This is a genomic window from uncultured Alsobacter sp. (genome assembly GCF_945952055.1).
Classification (GTDB): domain Bacteria; phylum Pseudomonadota; class Alphaproteobacteria; order Rhizobiales; family Beijerinckiaceae; genus Alsobacter.
The window spans coordinates 59,256-81,668 of record NZ_CAMFHB010000019.1; the positions used below are offsets into that span (position 1 = coordinate 59,256).

A 22,413-nucleotide genomic window follows, 5' to 3' on the forward strand; every position below is an offset into this window, starting at 1 on the left:
CTCGGCCCGGGGACCCACGACTTCAGGATGGCCCCGGCAAAGTCGTGGATGCCCGGGCCGAGCCCGGGCAGGACGGCTGAGAGGTCAAGTCAACGGGTGAGACTGGCTCGGGACCTCGGCCTACAGCGGCCCCGTCGGCTTCATCGCCTCCGCCTTCGCCACCATCTCCGCGCCGTAGTCCCGCAGCGCCGCTTCGCGCGAGACCTTGCCCTGGCGGAGATCCGCGGCCAGCAGTTCGATCGGGCGCTGCGAGGGCGGGCCCCAGCCGCCGCCGCCGAGCGTTTCGACGCGGATGGTCTCGCCGGCCTTCATGACGAGGCCGGAGGCCTTGGAGTGGAGCAGTTCGGCGCCGGGCGTGCCGGCGTTGCGGACGATGCGGGTCACGCTCGACGGCTTGCCGCCATGGACGCCGGGCGCCGGCACGAGGTGAGCGTCCGAGCGGGCCGAGAAGATGGTGCCATCGTTGCGGATGTGGATCTGGCGGGCCATGCCGAGGCCGCCGCGGTGGCGGCCGGCGCCGCCGGAATCCGGCACCAGGCAGTACTCGTCAAGCAGCAGCGGGTATTCAAGTTCCAGCGCCTCGACCGGGAGGTTGGTCGAGTTGACCGTGTGGACGTGCACCGCGTCCTGGCCGTCCATGTCGGCGAAGGCGCCGGCCCCGCCGCCCATGCTCTCGGGATAGACGTAGGTGGCCTTGCGGCGCGGGTGCCAGCCGGAGACCGAGGTGGCCGAGGTCGAGTCGTTGCACGAGGCCATGGTGTCCTCGGGCGGCAGTGCCTGGTAGAGCGCGCCGAAGACCGCGCCGCAGAGGCGGTTCGAGGTGACGGCGCGGGCCGCGACGGCGGCCGGCGGGCGCGGGTTGACGATGGTGCCTTCGGGCGCCGTGATCTTGATCGGGTCGATGATGCCCTGGTTCGGCATCAGGCCGGGGTCCAGCACCGCCTTCACGCAGTAGTAGACCGAGGCCTTGATGGCGCTGTCGGGCAGGTTCACGGCACCGCGCGCTTCCGGCCCGGAGCCGGCGAAGTCGAGCTCCAGCGTGTCGCCCTTGATGCGCGCCGTGCAGACGATCGGGACCTTGGGGCCCTCGAAGCCGTCGTCGTCCAGCGAGCGCTCGAAGGTGTACTCGCCGTCCGGCAGGGCGGCGAAGCGGGCCTTCAGGCGGCGGCTCGTGTAGGTGAGGATGTCCTCGAGCGCAAGCTCCACGGTCGGCCAGCCCATGCGGTCGACGAGCCGCAGCAGCATCTCGGCGCCGCGGGCGTTGGTGCCCACCTGTGTCTTCAGGTCGAGGATGCGCTCCTCGGGGTCGCGGGTGTTGTGGGCGATGAGCTCGAGCAGGTCGACGTCGATGGTGCCGGCCCGCGCGATGCGGATCACCGGCAGGCGGATGCCTTCCTCGAAGATCGAGCGCGAGGTGCCGGAGGTGGACCCCGGCGTGCGCCCGCCGACGTCGGCGTGGTGGGCGATGTTACCGGCGAAGAAGCGCACGACGCCGTCGTGGTGCACCGGCGTTATGATCGAGATGTCGGGCAGGTGGCTGCCGCCGGCGAGATAGGGGTCGTTGCAGATGAAGGCGTCGCCGGGGGCCATGTCCTCGAGCTTGTAGCGGGCGAGGATGGCCTCCACGGCGCCGATCATCGCGCCGAGGTGGATCGGGATGTGGTCGGCCTGGGCGATGAGCCGGCCGCGCTCGTCGAAGAGCGCGGTGGAGCAGTCGCGCCGCTCCTTGATGTTGGTCGAGAACGACGAGCGGATGAGGATCGAGCCCATGTCCTCGGCGATGGCGAGGAGGCGGTTGGAGAACACCTCCATCTGGATGGCGTCGAACAGGCGCGGCGCGCTGCCGCCGGCGGTCTCGGTCACGGGGCCACCTCCAGGATCATGTTGCCGTAGCGGTCGACGGTGAGGCGCTGGCCGGGCAGCACCACCGTGGTCGCGCTCATCTCGTTGACGATGGCCGGCCCCATCAGCGGCTGGCCGACGGGGAGTTGCTCGCGCTGGTAGACGGTCGCGGTCTGCCAGCCGTGCTTCGCGTCGATGTAGACGGGCCGCTCGCCGATGCGCGCGCCGGCGACGGAGGCGCCGCCCTTGTGTTCGCGCGCCGGCGGCTTCGGCACCTCGCCGACGGCCTGCAGGCGGCAGCTCACGAACTCGATGTCGCGGTCCGGGATGAAATAGCCGTATTCGCGGTCGTGCGCGGCGTGGAAGCGGCGCACCAGCTCGTCGAAGTCGCCGGCGCCGAGGCCCGTGCAGTCGACCTTCACCTCGAAGTTCTGGCCGCGGTAGCGCGCGTCGAGAATGCGCCGCTCGCTGCGCAGCGCCGGCGCGATGCCCTCGCGCTCCAGCCAGGCATTGCCGTCGCGGCCGAGCGCCGCGAGCTGTTCCAGAATCGCGCCCCAGCTCGCCGGATCCGCGTCGCCAAAGCAGCTGCGCACGTAGTCCGACGAGAGGTCGGTGTGCAGCATGCCGCGGGCGCAGACCGTGCCGGGCTCGATCGGGATGAGCACGCGCGGGATGCCGCATTCCACCGCCACTTCGGCGGCGTGCAGCGGACCGGCGCCGCCGAAGGCCGCCAGCGCGAAGTCGGAGATCGCGTAGCCGCGCTCCACCGACACGGCGCGGATGGCGCGGCTCATGTTGGCGTTGGCGATCTGGATGATGCCGTGCGCGGCGGCCTCGGGCGTGAGGCCGAGGGGTGCTGCGATCTTCTCTGCGATGACGCGGCGCGCGGCCTCGAGGTCGACGCTCATGCGCCCGCCCAGGAAGGCGTCGGGATCGAGCCGGCCGAGGCACAGGTTGGCGTCGGTGATCGTCGCCTCGGTGCCGCCCTGGCCATAGGCGACCGGGCCGGGCGAGGCGCCTGCCGAACGCGGTCCGACCTTGAGGGCGCCCGCCTCGTCGACCGCGGCGATCGAACCGCCGCCGGCGCCGATGACGTGGATGTCGATCATCGGCGTCTTCACCGGATAGCCGGCGACGAGCCGGTTGCCGGTGAAGAGCGGCCTGCCCTCGTGGATCAGGGACACGTCGGTCGAGGTGCCGCCGACGTCGAAGGTGATGAGGTCGGGCAGGCCCGCGAGCGTGCCGATGGCGGCGGCGCCCACGACGCCGGCGGCCGGGCCGGACACGCAGGTGCGCACCGGGCACTCGCGCGCCGTCTCGACCGACATCAGGCCGCCGTTGGAATGAATGGTGTAGGGCTCGGCCGGGATGCCGAGCTCGCGCACGCGGCGGCGGAACTCCTCCAGGTAGCGGCCCATGCGCGGCCCGGTGAAGGCGTTGACGACGGTCGTCGACATCCGCTCGAACTCGCGGAACTCGGGCAGGATGCGCGAGGACACGCTGACATAGACGCCCGGCATCAGGCGCTCGACGGCGGCGCGGGCCGCCTCCTCGTGCTCGGGTGCCAGGTAGGAATGCAGGAAGCAGATCGCGACCGCCTCGACCGCATGCTCGCGCAGCGCCAGCACGGCGTCCTCCAGCGAGGCCTCGTCGAGCGGGATCAGCGCGGTGCCCTCGGGACCGATGCGCTCCGTCACCTCCATGCGCCGGTCGCGCGGCACGAGGGGCGGGGGCTTGCGCAGGCGATAGTCGTAGATCGAGGGGCGGTCCTGGCGGCCGAGCTCCAGCACGTCGCGGAAGCCCTTGGTCGTGAGCAGTCCGGTCTTGGCCCCGCGCCGCTCGATGACGATGTTGGTCGCGACCGTGGTGCCGTGGCCGAGATAGGCGACCTGCGAGCCGGGGACGCCGGCGAGATCGAGGAGCTGCCTGAGCCCGTTCTCGATCGCCTGCGAGGGGTCGGAGGGCGTGGACGGGACCTTGTAGAAGCGCACCGCGCCGTCGTTCTCGTCCATCAGGATGAAGTCGGTGAACGTGCCACCGACATCGACGCCGATCCTCACCATGGGCTAGACGCTCCGGGCCGGCCGGGTGCGGTCGGCGCTTGCATTGCTGGGTCGCATGTGAAAAAGCCTCATCGCCACGAGACTGCTAGCTTGTCTTAATGTATACATTCTAGCGTCGCAAGCGTGCCGGCCAATGCGGGGGACCGGCGCGGCAAGAGCCTCGGCAGGGAGAGACCCGGGAATGAGTGCGGCCTACGATCTGGTGATCCGCGGCGGGACCGTCGTGACGGCGACCGACTCGGTGAAAGCCGACGTCGCCATCGAGGGCGAGACCGTCGTCGCCGTCGGCCGTGGGCTCGGACAGGGCCGGCGCGAGATCGACGCCGCGGGAAAGCTCGTCCTGCCCGGCGGCATCGACGCCCACTGCCATGTCGAGCAGATGACGGCGGGCGGCTTCAGGAATGCCGACACCTTCGAGACCGCGACCCGCTCGGCGGCGTTCGGCGGCACCACGACGATCATTCCCTTCGCCGCCCAGCATGTCGGCATGAAGCTGCCGGAGGTGGTGTCGGAGTACCGGGCGCTCGCGGCCAAGGGCGCCGTGATCGACTACGCGCTGCACATGATCATCGCCGATCCGACGGCGGAGACCCTGGCGACCGACATCCCGGCCATGGTCGAGGAGGGCATCGGCTCCATCAAGCTGTTCATGACCTATGACCGGCTCAAGGTGGACGACGAGAAGTTCCTGGACGTGCTGCTCGCCGCCCGACGGTCCGGCGCCATGGTCTGCGTGCATGCCGAGAACCACGGCATGCTGAGCTGGATGGCGCGCAAGCTGACAGAGGCCGGGCACGTCGCGCCGAAGTTCCACGCCATGTCGCATCCGCGGCTGGCCGAGACGGAAGCCTTCACCCGGCTCGCGGCCATGTCGGAGCTCGTCGACCAGCCCGTGATGATCTTCCACGTGTCCACGGCGGAAGGCGCGGAGGTGATCCGGGCGGCGCGCGGGCGCGGTGTGAAGCTCTTCGCGGAGACCTGTCCGCAGTACCTGGTGCTGAAGGCCGAGGACGTCGACCGACCGGGCCTGGAAGGCGCCAAGCTGATGTTCAGCCCGCCGTCGCGCTCGGCCTCCGACCAGGATGCCTTGTGGCGGGCCCTGGACCTCGGCGACCTCCAGCTGGTGTCTTCCGACCACGCGCCGTCCCGCTTCGACGAGACGGGTAAGCTCAGGGCCGGGCCCAACCCGCCCTTCAAGCAGATCCCCAACGGCATGCCCGGGCTCGAAACCCGCATGCCGCTGATGTTCGACCTGATGGTGAACAGGCGGGGGATGGGGCTCAGCCGCTTCGTCGAGCTCACGGCCACCAATCCGGCCAAGATCTACAACCTCCATCCGCGCAAGGGCACGATCGCCGCGGGGGCGGACGCCGACATCGCGATCTGGGATCCGGAGCGCGAAGTCACGCTCTCCGACGAAAAGATGCATGACTTGGCGGGCTATACGCCTTATGCGGGCCGCGTGATCCGCGGATGGCCGGAAACGGTGCTCGTGCGGGGCACGCCCGTGATCGACGGCGGCTCGCTCGCCGTGGCCCCCGGGTTCGGACGGTTCCTGCCCCGCAAGGGTGGGGAGGCCGCGCGCCCGACCGGGCGTCTCGTCCGGGAAATGGATCCGGCCCGGAATTTCGGAGCCAATATTCTGTGAGAATCGGCGAACGATATATCGTCGCCAACGCATGGGTCGCGACGACCGGCATCGACATCGCCCCTGGGGCGTTGCAGAGGCAGGCCGCATCGCCCGGAGGACGTGGCAGTGAATAGCGCAGCACCCAAGTTCGAGGCCTCGATCGAAGCGTTTCCGCAGCCCAAGCGGCTGCTGCTCGCCGAATCGATCGCCGATTCCGTGGCAGAGGCCATTGCCACGCGTCTTCTCAGTCCGGGCGAACGCATCGTCGAGACATCCCTGGCGGACAAGCTCGGCGTGAGCCGGGTGCCGATCCGCGAGGCGCTGAAGGTGCTTCACGCGCAGGGGATCCTGTCCGGCGGCGGCCACCGCGGCTACCGCGTGGCCTCCTTCGAGCCCGCGACGATCGAGAAGGTGATGGAGGTCCGGCTCATGCTGGAGACCTTCTTGCTGCGCGACGCCATCGCCAACTGGCGCAGCGGCGCCGAAGACCCGGCCGAGCTCAACAATGCCATCGAGCAGATGCGCATGTCGGCCAAGGCCGGCGACGCCCGTGCGTCGCTGCGGGCGGACCTGGAGTTTCACCGGACCATTTGCCGCGCCTCGCGCAACGAGATCGCCGCGACCCTGTGGAACGCCATTGCGCGGCACGTGCTGGTGATCTTCAGCCTCGAGCCCTACCGCGACAAGGACCTGTCCAAGGTCGCGCGCCAGCACGAGGCGTTCCGTGACTGGGTGCTGTCGCAGTTCAATGCCGAGCCGACGCTCGACGAGCTGCGGACGGCCCTGGAAGATCACCTTCTGCTCGTCGCCCGGACACGCCGCCGCGGCGGCTGACGGCGCGGCCCAGGTCGACAGGGAGGGGCCGCCTCGGGGCGGTCATGCTGGGGGCATGGACCGGACGGTGCTGCGGGCCTATGGCCTCGCCTTCCTGGCCATGCTGCTGTTCACCCTCGAGGCGGCCCTCGCCCGGCTGATCGGCCCGAGCATCAACGCGCCGCAGGTCGGGCTCGTCCGCAGCGCCATCCAGATCCTCTTCCTCGCCCTCTGGCTGCGGGGGTCCTTCAGGCTGGCCTTCACCAGTGACCGGCCGTTGATGCACGTCGCCCGCGGCATGCTCAGCGCCATCGGCATCGTCGCCTACTACTACGTCTTCGCGACCCTGCCGCAGGCCACCGCGACGGTCATCTTCTTCGGCAGCATCGTCTTCACGACCATGGCCGCGGGACCCGTGCTGGGCGAGGTGGTCGGGTGGCGTCGCTGGGCGGCCTCGCTGGTGGGCTTCGCGGGGATCATCGTCGTGGCCCGGCCGACGACCATCGGCCTCGACTGGCCGGTCATCGTGGCGGTTCTCCTGGCGGTGAACGGCGCGGGCATCTCGCTGGCCACCAAGGGTCTCACCCGCACCGAGTCGACCGCCACGATCATGGGCTTCATCGCGCTCACCACCACGGTCATCAACCTGCCCTGGGCGGTGGCCGCGTGGACCTGGCCGGCGGGATGGGTGTGGGGCCTCACCCTCCTCATCGGCATCGCCGGGACACTCGGCCAGTGGTGCTCGATCTCCTCCTATCGCGGCGCCGACGCCTCGGGCATCGCCCCGGTCCAGTATCTGCGCATCGTGCTCTCCACCGCGATCGGGTTCAGCCTGTTCGGGGAGACGCCGGACCGCGCCACGGTCGTGGGTGGCCTGCTGGTGGCGGGCTCGGCGCTCTACATCACGCTGCACGAGGCGGGGAAGAAGCGGGCGGCTTAGGCTGTCGGTCGGCAGAACCGTCGTGTTCCCTTCACCGTCCTGCTTCCTCGACGACCGCGTTCGCCACCTCCATCACCTGATCGTCCGTGAGATGCGGGCCGATGGGCAGGCCCATCAGGCGGTCGCCCGAGCGCTCCGAGACGGGGAAGCTGCCGCGCCCGAGACCGAGGTCCGCGAAGGCCGGATGGAGGTGCAGGGGCGGGGCGTAGGAAAGGGCGGTGGGAATGCCGCGCGCGGCAAGGCGGGCGCGCACGCCGTCACGGTCGTCGAGATGGACCACGTAGTTGCGGAACGCGTGCTCGACGCGGGGCGAGGGCTGGGGTGGCTCGGCGGCCGAGCCGGCCAGCGCCCGCGCATAGAGGCCCGCCTGCCGCCGACGCGCGGCGAGGCTGTCCGGCACCTGGGGCAGCTTGGCGCGCAGCACGGCGGCCTGCAGTTCGTCGAGGCGCTCGTTCAGGCCCTCGGTCTCGTGGTGCAGCATGGTCTGGGCTGCGCCGGCCATGTGCCGGGAGCGCGCCTGGCCGTAGGCGGCGATCTTCTGCATGCGCTCGGCGAGCGCGGCGTCGGCGGTGACGCAGGCCCCGCCCGAACCGATGGAGCCGAGGTGCTTCGTGGGCGCGAAGCTGAAGCAGGTGACGTGGGCCAGCGTGCCCACGCGCCGCCCATCGATCGAGGCGCCGAGCGCCAGGCAGGCGTCCTCGATCACCGCGAGGCCATGCCGGGCCGCGACCTCCAGGATGGCCGGAAGCTCGGCGGGATGACCGTAGAGATCGACCGGCAGGACAGCCTTCACCGCCGGGGTGATCGCGGCGCGCATGGCGTCGAGATCCATCGTCAGGCTCACCGGATCCACGTCGACCAGGATCGGCGTGGCGCCGACGAGCCGGATGGCCGAGAGGCTGGCGATGTCGGTGTTGGCCACCGTGATGACCGCGTCGCCGCGGCCGATGCCCAGCGCCAGCAGCGCGACCTTCAGGGCCGCCGTCCCGGAGTTCGCCGATACGGCATGGGGCGCCCCCACGAAGGCGGCGAACTCCGCCTCGAAGGCGGGGACTTCCGGCCCCCAGTCGAGACGCCCGCTCTCCAGCACGCGCAGGATCGCGGCGTCGATGACGGGCTTGTGCCGCCGATAGAGCAACGCGTGGTCGTAGAAGGGGACGGCCATGGCGCTCAGTCCTTCCGGCGCGCCACCGCGATGGCCTCGACCTCCAGGCGAACCTCCGGCGCGCCCAGCGCCTTAATGACGACCCCCGTGTGGGGCGGACGGTGTCCGTCGAAGTAGGCGAGGCGGATGGGCGTGACCTTGGGCGCATCGGCACTGTCGACGAGGTAGGTCGTGACCTTCACCACGTCGCGCTTCGTGACACCGCAATAGGCGAGCACCTTGTCGAGGCTCTCGAAGACCGCGCGCGCCTGCGCCTCGGCGTCGTTCGGGCCGATGATCTTGCCCTCGATGTCCTTGGCCACCTGGCCGGCGATGAAGATGAAGTCGCCGACCCGGGCGGCGTGCTCGTAGGTCGGGCCGCGGAACATGTCGGGCGGGCTCAGGAGCTCGATGGTCGGTCCCGTGTCGTCGCTCATGTCAGGAACTCCTCTGTTGTGCGGAGCGGGCGCGGACCTGCGCCAGCAGGGCTTCGTCGAAGTGAGGGGACGGATCGCGCGGGCCGCTCTCGGCGATGTCCCGGATGACGGCCTGGACGGCCGGGCTCGTGTAGTAGGCAGAGTAGACGGCCTCGGTGACCGCGCGCATCATGGACGCATCGTCGGCGGCCAGGCGCGCGAGCCATGCGGACGCTTCGCCTGCCGTCCGCGGCATGCTGCCTGCATGCCTTGCGAGATGCGGCCCGAGGGTCGCGGCGAGGCTCTCCGTGTCGAGAACGTCGCCGGCCGCGGGCCAGCGGTTGGCCTGGCCGGGGATCATCGCGTCGAGGAGGATGCGGACCTGGTCCCTGGTCATCGCGGGCTCTGGGCAGGCAGGTACGGGAAGGGGACAGGGGCATGACGGACATCGAGGCGGACGTCGTCATCGTCGGGACGGGACCCACGGGGGCCGCCGCGGCATGGAGGCTGGCATCGCAGGGCATCGACGTGCTGTGCGTCGAGCGCGGCGGCTGGGTTGACACGGCCGCCATCCCGCGCGACGGGGCTGACTGGGAGCTGCGCCGGCGCAGCGACTGGCACGCCAATCCCAACATTCGCCGCTGGCCGCAGGACGAGCCGGTGGACGACGCCGACAGTCCGATCCGCCCCATGGTCGGGCACGCGGTCGGCGGCAGCTCGATCTGGTGGTCGGCGCACATGCCGCGTTTCAGGGCCGCGGACTTCCGCATGCGCAGCGAGGACGGCGTGGGCGAGGATTGGCCCGTCGGCGTGGAGGACCTCGAGCCCTGGTTCGACCTCAACGAGGACGAGATCGGGCTCGCGGGCGTCGTCGGCGATCCGTCCGCGCCGGCCCGCCGCAACACGCTGCGGAGCCTTCCGCCGATCGGCGCCTGCGGCCGGCGCTTCGCGGCCGCCTTCGACCGGCTCGGCTGGCATTGGTGGCCCGTCGATCTGACGCAGGGGCGCGACGGGGAGGGCGACGAGCCGTGCACCCATGTCGGCCCTTGTGACGTCGGCTGCCCGGCGCGGCGACGCCAGGCGGCCGATCGCATCTACATGCGGCGCGCGCTGGAGGCAGGCGCCCGGCTGCTGACCCACACCCGCGCGCTGGAACTGGAGCACGACGCCCAAGGCCGCGTGACGGCGCTCGTCTCTGCCGGCGTGTCCGGGCGTTTCCGCGTGCGCGGCCGGCGCTTCGCACTCGCCGCCAACGGCATGGGCACGCCGCGCCTCCTGCTCCTGTCGCGTTCGGGCGCGTTTCCGGACGGCCTGGGCAACCGCTCGGGGCTCGTCGGCCGCAACCTCATGCTGCACCCCTACGCGAAGGTCGAGGGGCTCTTCGACGAGCCGCTCGGCAGCTGGACTTCCGGCCAGAAGGCCGGGATCATCTCCTTCGAATTCTTCGGCACGCGCCCGGAGGCCGGCTTCCCCCGCGGCTGCAAACTGCAGCTCAATTTCGGCCCGCAGCCCTTCGCGCTCTCGATGGGCGCGACGCTGAGCATGCCGCTGCCCTTCGGCGCCGACCACCACGCCGAATTTGAGCGGCGCTTCGACCGCATCGCCGGCATCAGCGTCTGCGCCGAGGACCTGCCGGATCCCGAGAACCGCATCGCGTTGTCCGACACGCTGACCGACGCCGACGGCCTGCCGGCGCCGCGCATGGTCTACCGGCTGTCGGATGCATCGCGCCGCAACCTCGACCACGGCATGGAGCGCGCCGGAGAGGTGCTGCGGGAGGCGGGCGCCACGGAGCTGTTCCACACGCCGCTGCAGAAGGACGCCGGCTTCCACATCATGGGCACGGCGCGCATGGGGCGCGATCCGGAGACCTCGGTGGTGGATCCGCAGTGCCGCGTGCACGGCAGCGACAACCTGTTCGTGCTCGATGCCAGCGTGTTCGTGACCTCGTCCTCGGTGAACCCCACCGCGACGGCGCAGGCGCTGGCGCTGAGGACGGCGGACGTGATCGCGGGGGAGCGGCGGGTGGGGTGAGGTGAGACGTGGCCTTGTCTGGGCCTCTTCAGGTTCACTGCATTCTTCCCGTGCGTCCTGCCCGGGCTTGGCCCGGGCATCCACGACTGTGCCGGGGCCGTCCTGAAGTCGTGGGTGGCCGGGCCAAGCCCGGCCATGACGGCTGAGAGATGGAGGCTGGCTGGAGGTACGCATGAGCGGCCCCCTGATGTGAACGAGGCCGCAGCGTCTGGCATCGACACTGCGCCGGGTGGTCATGCCACATCGTCCCGGATGCAGGCCTTGAAGTGCCCTGGTGCCATCTCGCGCAGCGGTGGCACGGTGGTGGCGCAGGCGTCGCCCGCGAAGGGGCAGCGGGTGCGGAAGACGCAGCCCGACGGGGGCTTGGCGGGGCTCGGAATGTCGCCCTTGAGGATGATGCGCCGGCGCGGTGCGTCGGGGTCGGCGACGGGGGCGGCGGCCAGCAGGGCCATGGAGTAGGGGTGCTGGGGCGCGGCGAAGAGGCGCTCCACGGGCGCCATCTCCATGACCTTGCCGAGATAGAGCACGATCACCCGGTCGCAGATGTACTCGACGACGCTGAGGTCATGCGAGATGAACAGCATCGCGAGGCCGAACTCGCGCTGAAGCCGCGCCAGCAGGTTGATGATCTGCGCCTGGATCGACACATCGAGGGCAGAGACGGGCTCGTCGGCGACGATCAGGTCGGGTTCCACGGCGAGCGCGCGGGCGATGACGATGCGCTGGCGCTGGCCGCCGGAGAACTCGTGCGGATAACGGTCGAGGTGCTGGGCCGACAGGCCGACGCGCTCGAGGATCTCGACGATGGCGTCGCGGTGGCTGCGCCCGCGCCACAGGTCGTGGATGGTCAGCGCCTCGGCGAGCGTCGAGCCGACGCGCAGGCGCGGGTTGAGGCTCGCGAACGGGTCCTGGAAGACGATCTGCATCCGCCGCCGGAAGGGGCGCATCGCGGCACGGTCGATGGTGGTGATGTCCGCGCCGTCGAAGCGGATCGTTCCAGCGGTGGGGTCGGTCAGGCGCAGGACCGTGCGGCCGATGGTGGTCTTGCCCGACCCCGATTCGCCGACGAGACCCACGACCTCTCCCGGCGCGACGGTGAAGCTCACCCCGTCGATGGCGCGGATCAGCGGCTTGGCATTGCCGAAGAACGGACGCTCGCCTCCGAAGTGCTTGGTGAGGCCGTCGACCTCGAGCAGAGGCTTGATGCTTCCGGCGGTCGGCATGGCCGGGGAGTCCGTCGCGGCGGCGCTCACAGCTCCCTCCAGCGCAGGCAGCGGGTGGAATGCTCGCCGTCGACCTGCTCCAGCGGCGGCTCCACTGTCGTGCAGGCCTCGATCGCATGGGCGCAGCGGGGCGCGAAGGGGCAGCCCGGCGGCAGGTCCAGCGGGTTGGGCACGTTGCCCGGAATGGCCGGAAGCGGTTCGCGCAGCCCGGCCGCGTCGCGGCGGGCGCGGGCGATGCTGCCGAGCAGGCCGCGCGTGTAGGGATGGCGGGGCGACCGGAAGATGGAGCGCACCGGCCCCGTCTCGACGACACGCCCGGCATACATGACCGCCGTGCGGTCGGCGATCTCGGCGACGACACCCATGTTGTGGGTGATGAAGACGATGCTCATGCCGCCGCCGTCCTGGCTGCGCAACTCCCGCAGCAGGTCGAGGATCTGGGCCTGGATGGTCACGTCGAGCGCGGTGGTCGGCTCGTCGGCGATGAGGACGGACGGATTGCAGGCGAGCGCCATGGCGATCATCACCCGCTGGCGCATGCCGCCCGACATCTGGTGCGGGTAGTCGTCCACGCGCCGCTCAGGGTCGGCGATGCCGACGCGCCGCAGGCTCTCGATGGCGATGGTCCAGGCCTCGGCGCGGCTCTTGCCCGCATGCTCCTCCACCGCCTCGGCGATCTGGTCGCCGACCGTGAAGAGAGGGTTCAGGCTCGTCATCGGCTCCTGGAAGATCATCGCGATCTCGTTGCCGCGGATGGCGCGCAACTGGGCATCGTCCATCCGCGCCAGGTCGACCTCGGTGCCGCCGCGCGTGCGAAAGACAATCGTGCCCTGCGCGATGCGCCCGGGCGACTGCACGAGGCCCATCAGGCTCAGGCAGGTGACGGACTTGCCCGAGCCCGACTCGCCGACGATCGCCAGCGTCTCGCCCCGCCGCAGGCGCAGGTCGACACCGTCGACGGAGCGCACGGGGCCATCCTCCGTGTCGAACACGGTCTGGAGGCCCTCTATCCTGAGGATCTCGTCGGGGTTCAGGGTCGTCATCGCAGCCCTTGTGCGCAGCGACTGCATCCGACCATGACCCGGTTTCCGTCTCAAGCACAAAGATTAGCTTGTTAGACAATTAGACCGAAGCTACGATCCGCTCGTACTCGACGAAGAGCCCGGCCAGCCGCTCAGGAGGCAAGCCGGATGCCAAGCGGAGGCTCAAGGCGTGAGGCTTCAGGGCAAGGTCGCGGTCGTCACCGGCGCGGGCAACGGAATGGGGCGCGCCACGGCGCTGCTGTTCGCGCGCGAAGGTGCGGCGGTGGTCATCGGTGACGTGGACATGGCGGGCGGCGCGAGCGCCGTGGCCGAGATCGAAGCGGCCGGTGGGCGTGGCGTCTTCCAGCGCTGCGACGTGTCGAAGGAGGCCGACGTCGCGGCCCTGATCGACACCGCCGAGCAGCGCTACGGCAAGCTCGACACCATCTTCAACAATGCCGGGATCGAGCAGCCTGTGACGCCGTCGACCGACGTCACCGAGGAGCTCTTCGACCGCGTCATCGGCATCAACCTGAAGGGCACGTTCTTCGGCTGCAAGCATGCCATCCCGGCGCTGCTGCGCAACGGTGGCGGCACCATCGTCAACAACTCGAGCGTCAGCGCCTTCGCCAACGTGGGCGGCAACATCTCCTATGCCGCGTCGAAGGGCGCGGTGATGTCCCTGACGCGCGTGCTGGCCATCGAGTACGCCAAGCGCAACATCCGGGTGAATGCCATCAACCCCGGCGTCATCGACACGGACATGAACCGGCGCAACGCCGTGCTCTCGAACGATCCGGCCGCGACCGAGGAGCGCTGGCGCGCCATCACGCCGATGGGGCGCATGGGGACGGGCGACGAGATCGCCCAGACAGTGCTCTACCTGGCCTCGGACCAGTCGTCCTTCGTGACCGGGGTCGGTCTCCTCATCGACGGGGGGAGGGTGGCCACGTGAGCGGCAAGCTGCAGGGCAAGGTCTGCGTCGTCACGGGAGCAGCCCGCGGCATCGGCCGCGCCGTCGTCCAGCTTTACGGGGCCGAGGGTGCGCGCGTTCACGCCATCGACCGCCTCGCCGATGAGCTGGATGTCGTCGTCGCGGGCATTCGTGCGGCCGGCGGCACCGCCGACGCGCACGTGCTCGACCTGCGCTCGGCGCAGGAGATCGCGACCACCTTCGCCGCGATCGAGGCGCGCGAGGGCCGCATCGACGTGCTGGTCAACAATGCCGGCGTCATCTTCTTCAAGCCCATCGAGGCGGTGAGCGCCGAGGACTGGGACTGGATGCACGACATCAACCTGCGCGGCACGTTCCTGTGCTGCCGCGCGGTGGCGCCGGGCATGAAGGCGCGCAAGGCCGGCTCGATCATGAACGTGTCGAGCAACGCGGGCATCCGCGGCGGCGTCGACGAATCGACTTACTGCGCGACGAAGTTCGGGATCGAGGGCCTGTCGCGAGCGCTGGCGCTCGAGTTCGCGCCCTATAACGTCGCCGTGAACAGCGTGACGCCCGGGCATCCCGTGCACACCTCGATGAGCGAGATCACCTACGGCGAGGCCCAGCGCAAGATCTGGAAGGATCCCGTCGAGATCGCGCCGGCCTTCGTCCACCTCGCGTTGCAGGACGCGTCGGGCATTCACGACCAGTATGTCCGGGCCTGGGACCTCGCCGAGAAGCTTCGTGCGGAGGGATGGTCGGCATGAGCGGCGCGGGCGCCCGTCTGCTGATCCGCGCCGGGCGCGTGGTCACCGGCACGGGTGCCGTGCTCGAAGGAGCTTCCGTGCTCGTCGAGGGCGAGCGCATCGCCGCCGTGGGGCGCTCGGCCGATATCGGTACGCCGGACGGCGTCCGCGCCGTGGACGCGCCGGGTCAGACGCTGATCCCCGGGCTCATCGACGCCCACGTCCACCTCGCTTACAGCGGCATTCCGCACAAGCGCGCCTTCCGCGCTGAGCTCGCGGAACTCTCCTATCCAGCCGTTGCGCTGCGCGCTGCGGGCTATGCCCGCAACAGCCTGCGGCACGGGTTCACGGCGCTGCGCGACATGCATGCGCCGGGCGGCGCGATCATCGACCTGCGCCGCGCCATCGATGCCGGGCACGTGGAAGGGCCGCGCATCAAGGCCTGCGGCCGGGGCCTCTCGGTCACCGGCGGGCACATGGACCAGCCGGGCTGGGCCGACCATGCCGAGTTCCGCGACCTGACGCGGCCCTGCGACGGGCCGGTCGCCTTCCGCCAGGGCGTCCGCGAGGAGATCAAGCGCGGCGCCGACTTCATCAAGCTGAACACCTGCGTCTCCTTCTGGAAGAAGCCCGGTGTGTGGTGCCGGCAGGAGATGACCAACGAGGAGATCGCCGCCGCCTGCGACGAGGCCCACATGCAGGGCTACACGGTGGCCGCGCACACCTCCGGCGACGAGGGCCTCGCGAACACGATCATCCACGGCGTGGACTGCGTGGAGCACGCCCATTTCTGCGACGAGCGCATCATCGAGCTGATGGTCAAGCACGGCACCTACTACGTGCCGACGCTGCTCGTGAACGAGCGCAACTTCGACTTCTCGCCACAGGAGCAGGGCGTGTCGCCCGGTGCCTGGGCGTGGCTGAATGCCGCGCGCGAGGCGAAGTGGAAATCGCTCACGATGGCCCGCAAGGCCGGCGTGCGCATCTGTTCGGGCACCGACGCCGGTTTCATGCTGGAGCACGGGCCGGTGAACTGGAAGGAACTCGCCCTGCTGGTGCAGGGCGGGCTCACGCCGCTCGAGGCGATCACCGCCGCCACCGCCACGAACGCCGATCTGCTCGGCCTCGAGGCGGGGCGCGTGGCGCCGGGGCGGCTGGCTGACCTCGTGCTCGTCGACGGCGATCCCACCGTGGACATCGCCGTGCTCGGCGAGGTCGGCCGCCTGCGGGTGTTCAAGGGAGGCAAGGACGTCGTGTGACGCGCCGGCAAGAGCGCGGGACTTGTGAAGCAACAGCGGATCCGCGGCGAACGTCGCGGTCGTGACCGGAGAGGGGATGACATGACAGGACGCCGTACACTCTTGCTGGCCGGGACGATTCTCCTGGCCGGACTGCTCGGACCGATGGGCCGGGGCCATGCCCAGGACATGACGATCGTCTGGGCTGACGACAGCAACAGCGACGTGACCTACGATCCGCGCGTGACGCAGTCGCGCCACGAGGAGCAGGTGATCGTCCAGGTCTTCGACCAGCTCATCGCCGCCGACGAGAACGGCAAGATGTCGCCGTGGCTCGCGACGTCTTGGACCGTGGCGCCCGACAACAAGTCGGTGACGCTGAAGCTGCGCGAGGGCGTGAAGTTCCACGACGGGACGCCGTTCAACGCCGAGGCGGTGAAGTTTACCTTCGACACCATCGCCGATCCCAAGACCGGCTCGCAGGGCGCCGTCGACATGCTCGGGCCCTACGAGGGCTCCGACGTGCTGGGCCCCTACGAGATCCGCGTGCGCTACAAGCGTCCGTTCGCCGACGCCGTGTCCTCCTACACGGAGAACGAACTCTCGCCGGTGAGCCCCACGGCCGTGCAGAAGCTCGGCAACACGGGCTTCGCCCAGGCGCCGGTCGGCACGGGCCCGTTCAAGTTCGTGTCGTGGGAGAAGGGCCGCGAGGTCGTCCTCGAGCGCAACCCGGACTACAAGTGGGCGCCGTCCTTCTCGGCCGTGCAGGGGCCGCCGAAGGTCGCCAAGATCATTCACCGCTTCATTCCGAACGCGGCGACCCGCGTCGCGGCTCTGGAAGCGGGCGAAGTCCAGATCTCCGACATCACGCCGCCGCTCGACACCAATCGTCTCGCCGACGGCGGGAAGTTCAAGGCGACCGTGGGCGTCGCCGCCGGCCTGCCCTACGGCCTGCTGCTCAACACGTCGCGCGGCCCCTTCGCCGAGAAGCCCGTGCGTGAAGCCTTCATGACGGCGATCGACCGTCCGAAGCTGTCGCAGAACCTGTTCTTCGGCCTCGCGAAGCCCGCCTGGGGGCCGCTGGCGCCGTCGATGGCGGCCTATTCGAAGTCGGTCGAGGCCTACTATCCGTTCAACCGCGACAAGGCGGCCAAGATGCTGGAGGACGCCGGCTGGAAGGTCGGCGCCAACGGCATCCGCGAGAAGGGCGGCAAGCCGCTGAGCCTCTATGCGCCGTGCCTGCTCGAGCCGGATACCTGCGTCGCGATCCAGGGCGACGTGAAGCGCGTCGGCATCGACCTCAAGGTCGAGAACGTCCTGAAGCAGAAGCAGGACGAGCTCATCTTCGCCAACGACTACGACGTGCTGCCGATCCGCTGGGTCAACAACTCGCCGTCGGTGCTGACGATCCCCTTCACCAGCGCCAACATCCCCGAGCCCGGCAAGTTCAAGTTCAACTGGGCCCGCTGGGCTGACCCGGCTCTGGACAAGCTGCTCGCCGATGCCGGCTCCGCCACGTCGCCCGAGCAGGCCTCCAAGCTCTACACCGACGCGCAGAAGATGATCATGGACGCCGCGATCTTCTTCCCCGTCCACGACCAGGTGCAGACCGTGGTGCACTCGGCCAAGATCAAGGGCCTGCGCTACGCCGTCGGCCAGTGGCAGGTGCGCCTCCAGGAGGTCGAGCCCGCCAACTGACGTGAACCCGGCGGGGCGCCTCGCGGCGTCCCGCCGATTGCCCCTGACGCCGAGCCGAACCGCTTCATGAACTACGTCCTGCGACGTCTTGCCGGCATGATCCCGGTCCTCCTGTTCACCTGGACGGTGGTCTTCATCGTCCTCCAGGTGATCCCGGGCGACCCGGTGAACCTCATGCTCGCCGGTGTCCCGGCCTCCGAGGAGGTGCGGGCCAACGAGCGCGCGCGGCTCGGCCTCGATCGGCCGGTCGTCGAGCGCTACGTGACGTTCCTGGGCCGGGCCATCAAGGGCGATCTCGGCGAGAGCTTCCGCACGCGCCAGCCCGTCGGCAAGATGATCCTGGAGCAGGCGCGCTCGACTCTGGAACTGGCGCTGGGCGGCCTCCTCGTCGGCCTGCTGGTCGGGCTCGTGCTCGGCATCCTGGCCGGGGTGAGACCCAACACCTGGGTCGACACGCTGTGCATGACGCTGGCGCTCGTCGGCGTGTCCCTGCCCTCCTTCTGGATCGGCATGGTGCTCATCTACGTCTTCGGCAACGTGCTCGGCTGGGTGCCCATCGTCGGGCGCGGCCTGCCGGCCCTGATCCTGCCCTCCATCACGGTCGGGCTCTTCATCGCCGGCGGCTTCGCCAGGCTCGTGCGCTCCTCGATCATCGACGCGCTCGGCCAGGACTACATCCGCACGGCCCGGGCCAAGGGCCTGTCGCGCGCCCGCATCATCTTCAAGCACGCGCTGCGCAACGCGATGATCCCGCCGGTCACGCTGCTCGGCGTGCAGATCGGCGTGCTGATCGGCGGCGCGGTCGTCACCGAGAACGTCTTCGCGCGGCCCGGGCTCGGCACCATGCTGGTCGACGGGGTGCTCACCAAGGACATGCCGCTCGTCCAGGCGCTCGTCGTCTACACCACGGCGGCCTACCTGCTGGTCAACCTCGTCGTCGACATTCTCTACGGCATGATCGATCCGCGCATCCGCATGGGGAGGGCGACATGAGCGCCGTCGCCGCGCCCGCGCCGTCCACGACCCGCAGGCCACGCCGCTGGCGCACCCTGCGCCGCTTCGTGCGCCATCCGGGCGCCTTCGCCGCCGCCGTCGTGCTCGCCACCATCGTGATCCTGGCCATCGTCGCGCCCTGGATCGTCCCTTACGACTGGAACGAGACGGATCTCGGTGCCCGCCTCGGCGCGCCCAACGCGGAGTTCTGGTTCGGCACCGACCTGCACGGGCGCGACGTGTTCTCCCGCGTCGTCTACGGCGCCCGCTACTCGATCAGCATCGGCCTGGCCACCGTGACCCTGTCGCTGCTGGCGGGCAGCTTCATCGGCATCGTCATCGGCTATGCCGGCGGGCGCATCGACGAGTGGGGCTCGCGTTTCATCGACGTGATGCTCGGCTTTCCCCAGATCGTCATGGCGATCCTCGTGGTGTCGATCCTCGGCGTCGGCCTCGTCAATGTCGTGCTGGCGGTGGCGATCGCCGGCGTGCCCCGCTTCGCCCGCGTGGTGCGCGGCGCCGTGCTGGTGGTGAAGGAGCAGCCCTTCATCGAGGCGGCCCGGGCGCTGGGCGCCGGCGACCTCCGGATCATGCTTCGCCACCTTCTGCCGAATGCCGTGCCGACGCTCGTCGTGCTCGGCACGCTCGACCTCGGCAACGCCATCCTGACGACGGCGACGCTCAGCTTCCTCGGCCTCGGGGCCCAGCCGCCGACGCCGGAGTGGGGCGCGATGCTGAACTCCGGCCGCGAATACATGCGCTACGCGCCCTGGACGATGATGTTCCCGGGCTTCGCCCTCTTCCTGGTCGTCATGGCGGTGAACCTCCTGGGTGACCGCCTGAGCCAGGTCCTCGACCCTCGTTCCGTGGATCGCAAATGATGAGTGCCATGACGCCAACGCCCTCCCGCGCCGCAACGCGCTTCGCCGACCGGGTGAAGATCAAGCAGTCGTCCGTCCGGACGCGCATGCTCGACATTGCCGCCAAGCTCACCGACGTCATCGCACTGGGCCGCGGCGATCCCGATCTCGACACGCCGGCGCACATCGTCGAGGCGGGCCGCGCGGCGCTCGCCAAGGGCGCCACGCACTACACCCATCCGCTCGGCATGCCGGAGCTGCGCAAGGCGATCTGCGAGGCGATCAAGCGCGACGGTGGGGCCGAGTACTTCCCCGACGAGATCGTGGTCACGGCCGGCGCACAGGAGTCGATGTTCGTCGCCATGCTGGCGCTCGTCAGCCCCGGCGACGAGGTGATCATCCCCTCGCCGGGCTACAATTCGTATCACCAGGCCGTCGAGCTCGCCGAAGGCAAGATCGTCACGGTGCCGACCTACGAGAAGGACGGCTTCGCGCTGACCGCCGACGAGGTCGCCAAGGTGCTGACCCCGAACTCGCGCATCCTGTGCCTGATCAACCCTTCGAACCCGACGGGGATGGTCATCCCGCCGTCCGAGATCGACAAGCTCTGCGCGCTCGCCATCGAGCACGACCTGATCGTCATCTCCGACGAGATCTATGCCAAGCTCACCTACGACAACGCCCGCGTCCAGCGCGTCGCGGCGCTGCCGGGCATGCGCGAGCGCACCATCACCATCGACGGCTTCTCGAAGGCCTATTCGATGACCGGCTGGCGCGTCGGCTACTTCGCCGCGCCGAAGTCCTTCACCACGCCGATGGCCGAGATCCACCACGGCCTCGCCATCTGCGCGCCGGCGGTCAGCCAGCACGCCGCGCTGGCGGCCCTGACGGGCCCGCAGGACTGCGTGGAAGAGTCCCGCCGCCTCTACGACGAGCGCCGCAAGCTGATGTGCGCGGCGCTGGACCGCATGGGCCTGAGCTACGCCCGCCCCAACGGTGCCTTCTACGTCTACGCCAACGTCTCCTCGACCGGGCTCAGCGCCTCGGACTTCTGCATCAGGCTGCTGGAGGAGGGGAAGGTGATGATGTTCCCCGGCTCCCTCTTCGGCGACCACTGCGACGACTACGTCCGCATCTCCCTGCTGCAGCCGCTCGCCAAGGTCGAGGAGGCGGCAGCGCGCATGGAGAAGGTGGTCAAGGCGCTGCGGGCCGCCCGCGCATGACCCCGTCCGTTTCGACTTTCCCGACATCAGCGGCAGGAGACGCCCGATGAACGCACCCGTGAAGACCGACAATCCCAACGTCATCGGCATCAAGCACATGGCGTTCGCGGTGAAGGACGCCCGCAAGGCACTGGAGGGCTATTCGCGCTTCCTGTGCGTGCCCGGCGACACGAAGATCATGGAGTACGAGAAGTCGCGCAACCGCGTGGCGCTCTTCAACCTCGGCGGCATCGAGTACCAGCTCTGCGAGTCGATGGACGACAACGGCCGCTTCGCCACCTGGATCAAGGAGCGTGGCGGCGAGGGCCTGCACCACATCTGCTACGCGGTCGACTCGATCGACAAGGCGCTGGCCCATGCCCAGCAGCAGGGCGCGGAACTGCGCCTGTGCAAGCCCTGCGGCGTGAAGGGCAGCCACGCCCATCCCGAAGGTTACGTCGCCTTCCTCGACAATGATGCCGGCGGCATCGAGATCGAGTTCATGCAGGTCTACACGCCCGAAGAGCTCGAGAAGTACAAGCAAGTGAAGGGGATCTGACGATGGCCGGGGGCAAGGAGAAGCCGGTGGCGAAGGCCGCCGCCAAGGCGAAGACCGTGACCGTGGGCACCGCCAAGGCGGCGCCCGGCAAGGTGGCGCGGGGCGCGATCGAGGTGTTCCGCCAGGCCGGCGGCTCGATGGTCGAGATCCCCGTCGTCGTCATCAACGGCGTCAATCCCGGACCGGTGTTCTGGGTCGATGCGGCGATCCACGGCGACGAGCCCGAGGGCACGCTCGCCTGCCAGATCGCCATGCGCGAGGTGGATCCCCAGCAGATGTCGGGAACGCTCGTGCTGGTGCCGGCGATCAACGTGCCGGCCTACGAGGCGGCCTGCCGCGGCAACCCGCTCGACACCTTCAGCCACGACATGAACCGGATCTATCCGGGGCGAGCGAACGGCTACTTCTCGGAGCGTGTCGCGTGGGCCCACTACCAGTGGCTCACCAAGGTGGCTGACCTCGAGATCTCGATCCACTCGGGCGGCGCGCACTCCTACCTCGCCGAGGCCATCTTCGTGGACGAGCGGCCGGAGTCGGTGGAGCTCGCCACCGCCATGGGACCGGGCTGGGGCTGCATCATGTCCTCGCCCAATCCCAAGGGGAACCCGATGGCGGCAATGGCCGAGATCGGCAAGGTCGGCATCACCGTCGAGCTCGGCGGCCGCTCGGCCACCTCGCCCAAGGCTTTCGCCGAGGTCGGGCGCAAGCTCGCCGACGCGATCCTGAACATCCTGCGGCACTACAAGATGCTGCCGGGCAAGGCGAAGTACGACAAGAACCGCACCAAGGGCTCGCAGGAGGCGCTGCTGGCGCCGGCCTCCGGCCTCTACCTTCCGGAGCCCGGAACGCAGTTCCTGACGCCGATGAAGAAGGACGACGTGATCGCCAGGATCTACTCGCTCTTCGGCGATGAACTGGCGGTGCTGCGGGCGCCGGCCGACGGCATGATCTTCGGGCTGCGCGCGCTGCCCAACGTCACCGTGGGCGACTGGTGCTGCTTCTTCAACAAGGTCACGGGCAAGCGGACCTAGGCACGCTTGGACACGGCGGCACCGG

General features: G+C 69.7%; 20 protein-coding genes. 13 read left to right on the plus strand and 7 right to left on the minus strand.

The features are described from left to right. Positions 1–120: 120 nt before the first annotated feature. Both Q0Q47_RS15395 and Q0Q47_RS15400 read right to left on the minus strand, forming a co-directional pair. Positions 121–1,863, minus strand: coding sequence for a hydantoinase B/oxoprolinase family protein (locus tag Q0Q47_RS15395; protein WP_293861511.1), 1,743 nt, complete (start codon positions 1,861–1,863; stop codon positions 121–123). After that, a complete protein-coding gene (locus Q0Q47_RS15400; protein ID WP_293861514.1) occupies positions 1,860–3,905 on the minus strand; it encodes a hydantoinase/oxoprolinase family protein in 2,046 nt (681 codons plus the stop codon). Before Q0Q47_RS15400 ends, Q0Q47_RS15395 begins: the two co-directional genes overlap by 4 nt. Positions 3,906–4,086: 181 nt before the next feature. On the opposite strand from Q0Q47_RS15400, the gene hydA reads away from it, so the two are divergent. The 3 genes from hydA (at position 4,087) to Q0Q47_RS15415 (ending at position 7,288) form a co-directional block, all read left to right on the plus strand. Further along, positions 4,087–5,553 carry a dihydropyrimidinase gene (gene hydA, locus Q0Q47_RS15405; protein ID WP_293861517.1) on the plus strand — a complete coding sequence of 489 codons (1,467 nt, stop codon included), beginning with the start codon at positions 4,087–4,089 and terminating at the stop codon, positions 5,551–5,553. A gap of 108 nt (positions 5,554–5,661) precedes the next feature. After that, positions 5,662–6,369, plus strand: a complete 708-nt coding sequence (locus Q0Q47_RS15410; protein ID WP_293861520.1) for a GntR family transcriptional regulator — start codon at positions 5,662–5,664, stop codon at positions 6,367–6,369. Positions 6,370–6,424: 55 nt separating this feature from the next. Continuing rightward, positions 6,425–7,288 (plus strand): DMT family transporter, encoded by an 864-nt coding sequence (locus Q0Q47_RS15415; RefSeq protein ID WP_293861523.1) that lies wholly within the window; start codon positions 6,425–6,427, stop codon positions 7,286–7,288. Positions 7,289–7,319: 31 nt separating this feature from the next. Here the strand turns inward: Q0Q47_RS15415 and Q0Q47_RS15420 are convergent, their stop codons facing one another. Genes Q0Q47_RS15420 through Q0Q47_RS15430 form a run of 3 tightly spaced genes read right to left on the minus strand, consistent with a single transcriptional unit; the run spans position 7,320 to position 9,245 of the window. After that, the gene (locus Q0Q47_RS15420; RefSeq protein ID WP_293861526.1) at positions 7,320–8,453 is read right to left on the minus strand and encodes a DegT/DnrJ/EryC1/StrS aminotransferase family protein; all 1,134 of its coding nucleotides are present in this window, start codon (positions 8,451–8,453) and stop codon (positions 7,320–7,322) included. 5 nt (positions 8,454–8,458) lie between these two features. Beyond that, entirely contained in the window at positions 8,459–8,869 is a 411-nt protein-coding gene (locus Q0Q47_RS15425; protein ID WP_293861529.1) for a RidA family protein, read from the minus strand. Position 8,870: 1 nt separating this feature from the next. Beyond that, positions 8,871–9,245, minus strand: coding sequence for a hypothetical protein (locus Q0Q47_RS15430; RefSeq protein ID WP_293861532.1), 375 nt, complete (start codon positions 9,243–9,245; stop codon positions 8,871–8,873). 41 nt (positions 9,246–9,286) lie between these two features. Between Q0Q47_RS15430 and Q0Q47_RS15435 the strand changes: the two genes are divergently transcribed. Beyond that, entirely contained in the window at positions 9,287–10,882 is a 1,596-nt protein-coding gene (locus tag Q0Q47_RS15435) for a GMC family oxidoreductase (RefSeq protein WP_293861535.1), read from the plus strand. A 233-nt stretch (positions 10,883–11,115) separates the two neighbouring features. Here Q0Q47_RS15435 and Q0Q47_RS15440 read toward each other — a convergent pair whose 3' ends face one another. Both Q0Q47_RS15440 and Q0Q47_RS15445 read right to left on the minus strand, forming a co-directional pair. Further along, entirely contained in the window at positions 11,116–12,135 is a 1,020-nt protein-coding gene (locus tag Q0Q47_RS15440; protein WP_293861538.1) for an ABC transporter ATP-binding protein, read from the minus strand. Beyond that, positions 12,132–13,139, minus strand: a complete 1,008-nt coding sequence (locus tag Q0Q47_RS15445; RefSeq protein WP_293861643.1) for an ABC transporter ATP-binding protein — start codon at positions 13,137–13,139, stop codon at positions 12,132–12,134. Before Q0Q47_RS15445 ends, Q0Q47_RS15440 begins: the two co-directional genes overlap by 4 nt. A gap of 178 nt (positions 13,140–13,317) precedes the next feature. On the opposite strand from Q0Q47_RS15445, the gene Q0Q47_RS15450 reads away from it, so the two are divergent. The 9 genes from Q0Q47_RS15450 to Q0Q47_RS15490 all read left to right on the plus strand — a co-directional run bounded on the left by Q0Q47_RS15450 (position 13,318) and on the right by Q0Q47_RS15490 (position 22,388). Further along, the gene (locus Q0Q47_RS15450; RefSeq protein WP_293861541.1) at positions 13,318–14,082 is read left to right on the plus strand and encodes an SDR family NAD(P)-dependent oxidoreductase; all 765 of its coding nucleotides are present in this window, start codon (positions 13,318–13,320) and stop codon (positions 14,080–14,082) included. Then, the gene (locus Q0Q47_RS15455) at positions 14,079–14,828 is read left to right on the plus strand and encodes an SDR family NAD(P)-dependent oxidoreductase (RefSeq protein ID WP_293861544.1); all 750 of its coding nucleotides are present in this window, start codon (positions 14,079–14,081) and stop codon (positions 14,826–14,828) included. Before Q0Q47_RS15450 ends, Q0Q47_RS15455 begins: the two co-directional genes overlap by 4 nt. Then, positions 14,825–16,066, plus strand: a complete 1,242-nt coding sequence (locus tag Q0Q47_RS15460; RefSeq protein ID WP_293861546.1) for an amidohydrolase family protein — start codon at positions 14,825–14,827, stop codon at positions 16,064–16,066. The genes Q0Q47_RS15455 and Q0Q47_RS15460 overlap by 4 nt, the downstream gene beginning before the upstream one ends. An 81-nt stretch (positions 16,067–16,147) precedes the next feature. Next, positions 16,148–17,743 carry an ABC transporter substrate-binding protein gene (locus tag Q0Q47_RS15465; RefSeq protein WP_293861549.1) on the plus strand — a complete coding sequence of 532 codons (1,596 nt, stop codon included), beginning with the start codon at positions 16,148–16,150 and terminating at the stop codon, positions 17,741–17,743. 66 nt (positions 17,744–17,809) lie between these two features. Then, positions 17,810–18,736: an ABC transporter permease gene (locus Q0Q47_RS15470; protein ID WP_293861552.1), complete on the plus strand. Its 927-nt coding sequence runs from the start codon at positions 17,810–17,812 to the stop codon at positions 18,734–18,736. Beyond that, entirely contained in the window at positions 18,733–19,617 is an 885-nt protein-coding gene (locus Q0Q47_RS15475; protein WP_293861555.1) for an ABC transporter permease, read from the plus strand. Before Q0Q47_RS15470 ends, Q0Q47_RS15475 begins: the two co-directional genes overlap by 4 nt. Before the next feature lie 8 nt (positions 19,618–19,625). Continuing rightward, positions 19,626–20,819 (plus strand): pyridoxal phosphate-dependent aminotransferase, encoded by a 1,194-nt coding sequence (locus Q0Q47_RS15480; protein ID WP_293861558.1) that lies wholly within the window; start codon positions 19,626–19,628, stop codon positions 20,817–20,819. Between the two features lie 46 nt (positions 20,820–20,865). After that, the gene (locus tag Q0Q47_RS15485; RefSeq protein ID WP_293861561.1) at positions 20,866–21,357 is read left to right on the plus strand and encodes a VOC family protein; all 492 of its coding nucleotides are present in this window, start codon (positions 20,866–20,868) and stop codon (positions 21,355–21,357) included. A gap of 2 nt (positions 21,358–21,359) precedes the next feature. Beyond that, positions 21,360–22,388, plus strand: coding sequence for a succinylglutamate desuccinylase/aspartoacylase family protein (locus Q0Q47_RS15490; RefSeq protein WP_293861564.1), 1,029 nt, complete (start codon positions 21,360–21,362; stop codon positions 22,386–22,388). The last annotated feature ends 25 nt before the right edge of the window (positions 22,389–22,413 follow it).

Bases quoted from the DNA above. Each gene is read 5' to 3' on its own strand.
- Q0Q47_RS15470 (WP_293861552.1), top strand. From the start codon at position 17,810: ATGAACTACGTCCTGCGACGTCTTGCCGGCATGATCCCGGTCCTCCTG.
- Q0Q47_RS15475 (WP_293861555.1), top strand. From the start codon at position 18,733: ATGAGCGCCGTCGCCGCGCCCGCGCCGTCCACGACCCGCAGGCCACGC.
- hydA (WP_293861517.1), top strand. From the start codon at position 4,087: ATGAGTGCGGCCTACGATCTGGTGATCCGCGGCGGGACCGTCGTGACG.
- Q0Q47_RS15490 (WP_293861564.1), top strand. From the start codon at position 21,360: ATGGCCGGGGGCAAGGAGAAGCCGGTGGCGAAGGCCGCCGCCAAGGCG.
- Q0Q47_RS15485 (WP_293861561.1), top strand. From the start codon at position 20,866: ATGAACGCACCCGTGAAGACCGACAATCCCAACGTCATCGGCATCAAG.
- Q0Q47_RS15435 (WP_293861535.1), top strand. From the start codon at position 9,287: ATGACGGACATCGAGGCGGACGTCGTCATCGTCGGGACGGGACCCACG.
- Q0Q47_RS15460 (WP_293861546.1), top strand. From the start codon at position 14,825: ATGAGCGGCGCGGGCGCCCGTCTGCTGATCCGCGCCGGGCGCGTGGTC.
- Q0Q47_RS15425 (WP_293861529.1), bottom strand. From the start codon at position 8,869: ATGAGCGACGACACGGGACCGACCATCGAGCTCCTGAGCCCGCCCGAC.
- Q0Q47_RS15465 (WP_293861549.1), top strand. From the start codon at position 16,148: ATGACAGGACGCCGTACACTCTTGCTGGCCGGGACGATTCTCCTGGCC.
- Q0Q47_RS15480 (WP_293861558.1), top strand. From the start codon at position 19,626: ATGACGCCAACGCCCTCCCGCGCCGCAACGCGCTTCGCCGACCGGGTG.
- Q0Q47_RS15430 (WP_293861532.1), bottom strand. From the start codon at position 9,245: ATGACCAGGGACCAGGTCCGCATCCTCCTCGACGCGATGATCCCCGGC.
- Q0Q47_RS15415 (WP_293861523.1), top strand. From the start codon at position 6,425: ATGGACCGGACGGTGCTGCGGGCCTATGGCCTCGCCTTCCTGGCCATG.
- Q0Q47_RS15420 (WP_293861526.1), bottom strand. From the start codon at position 8,453: ATGGCCGTCCCCTTCTACGACCACGCGTTGCTCTATCGGCGGCACAAG.
- Q0Q47_RS15400 (WP_293861514.1), bottom strand. From the start codon at position 3,905: ATGGTGAGGATCGGCGTCGATGTCGGTGGCACGTTCACCGACTTCATC.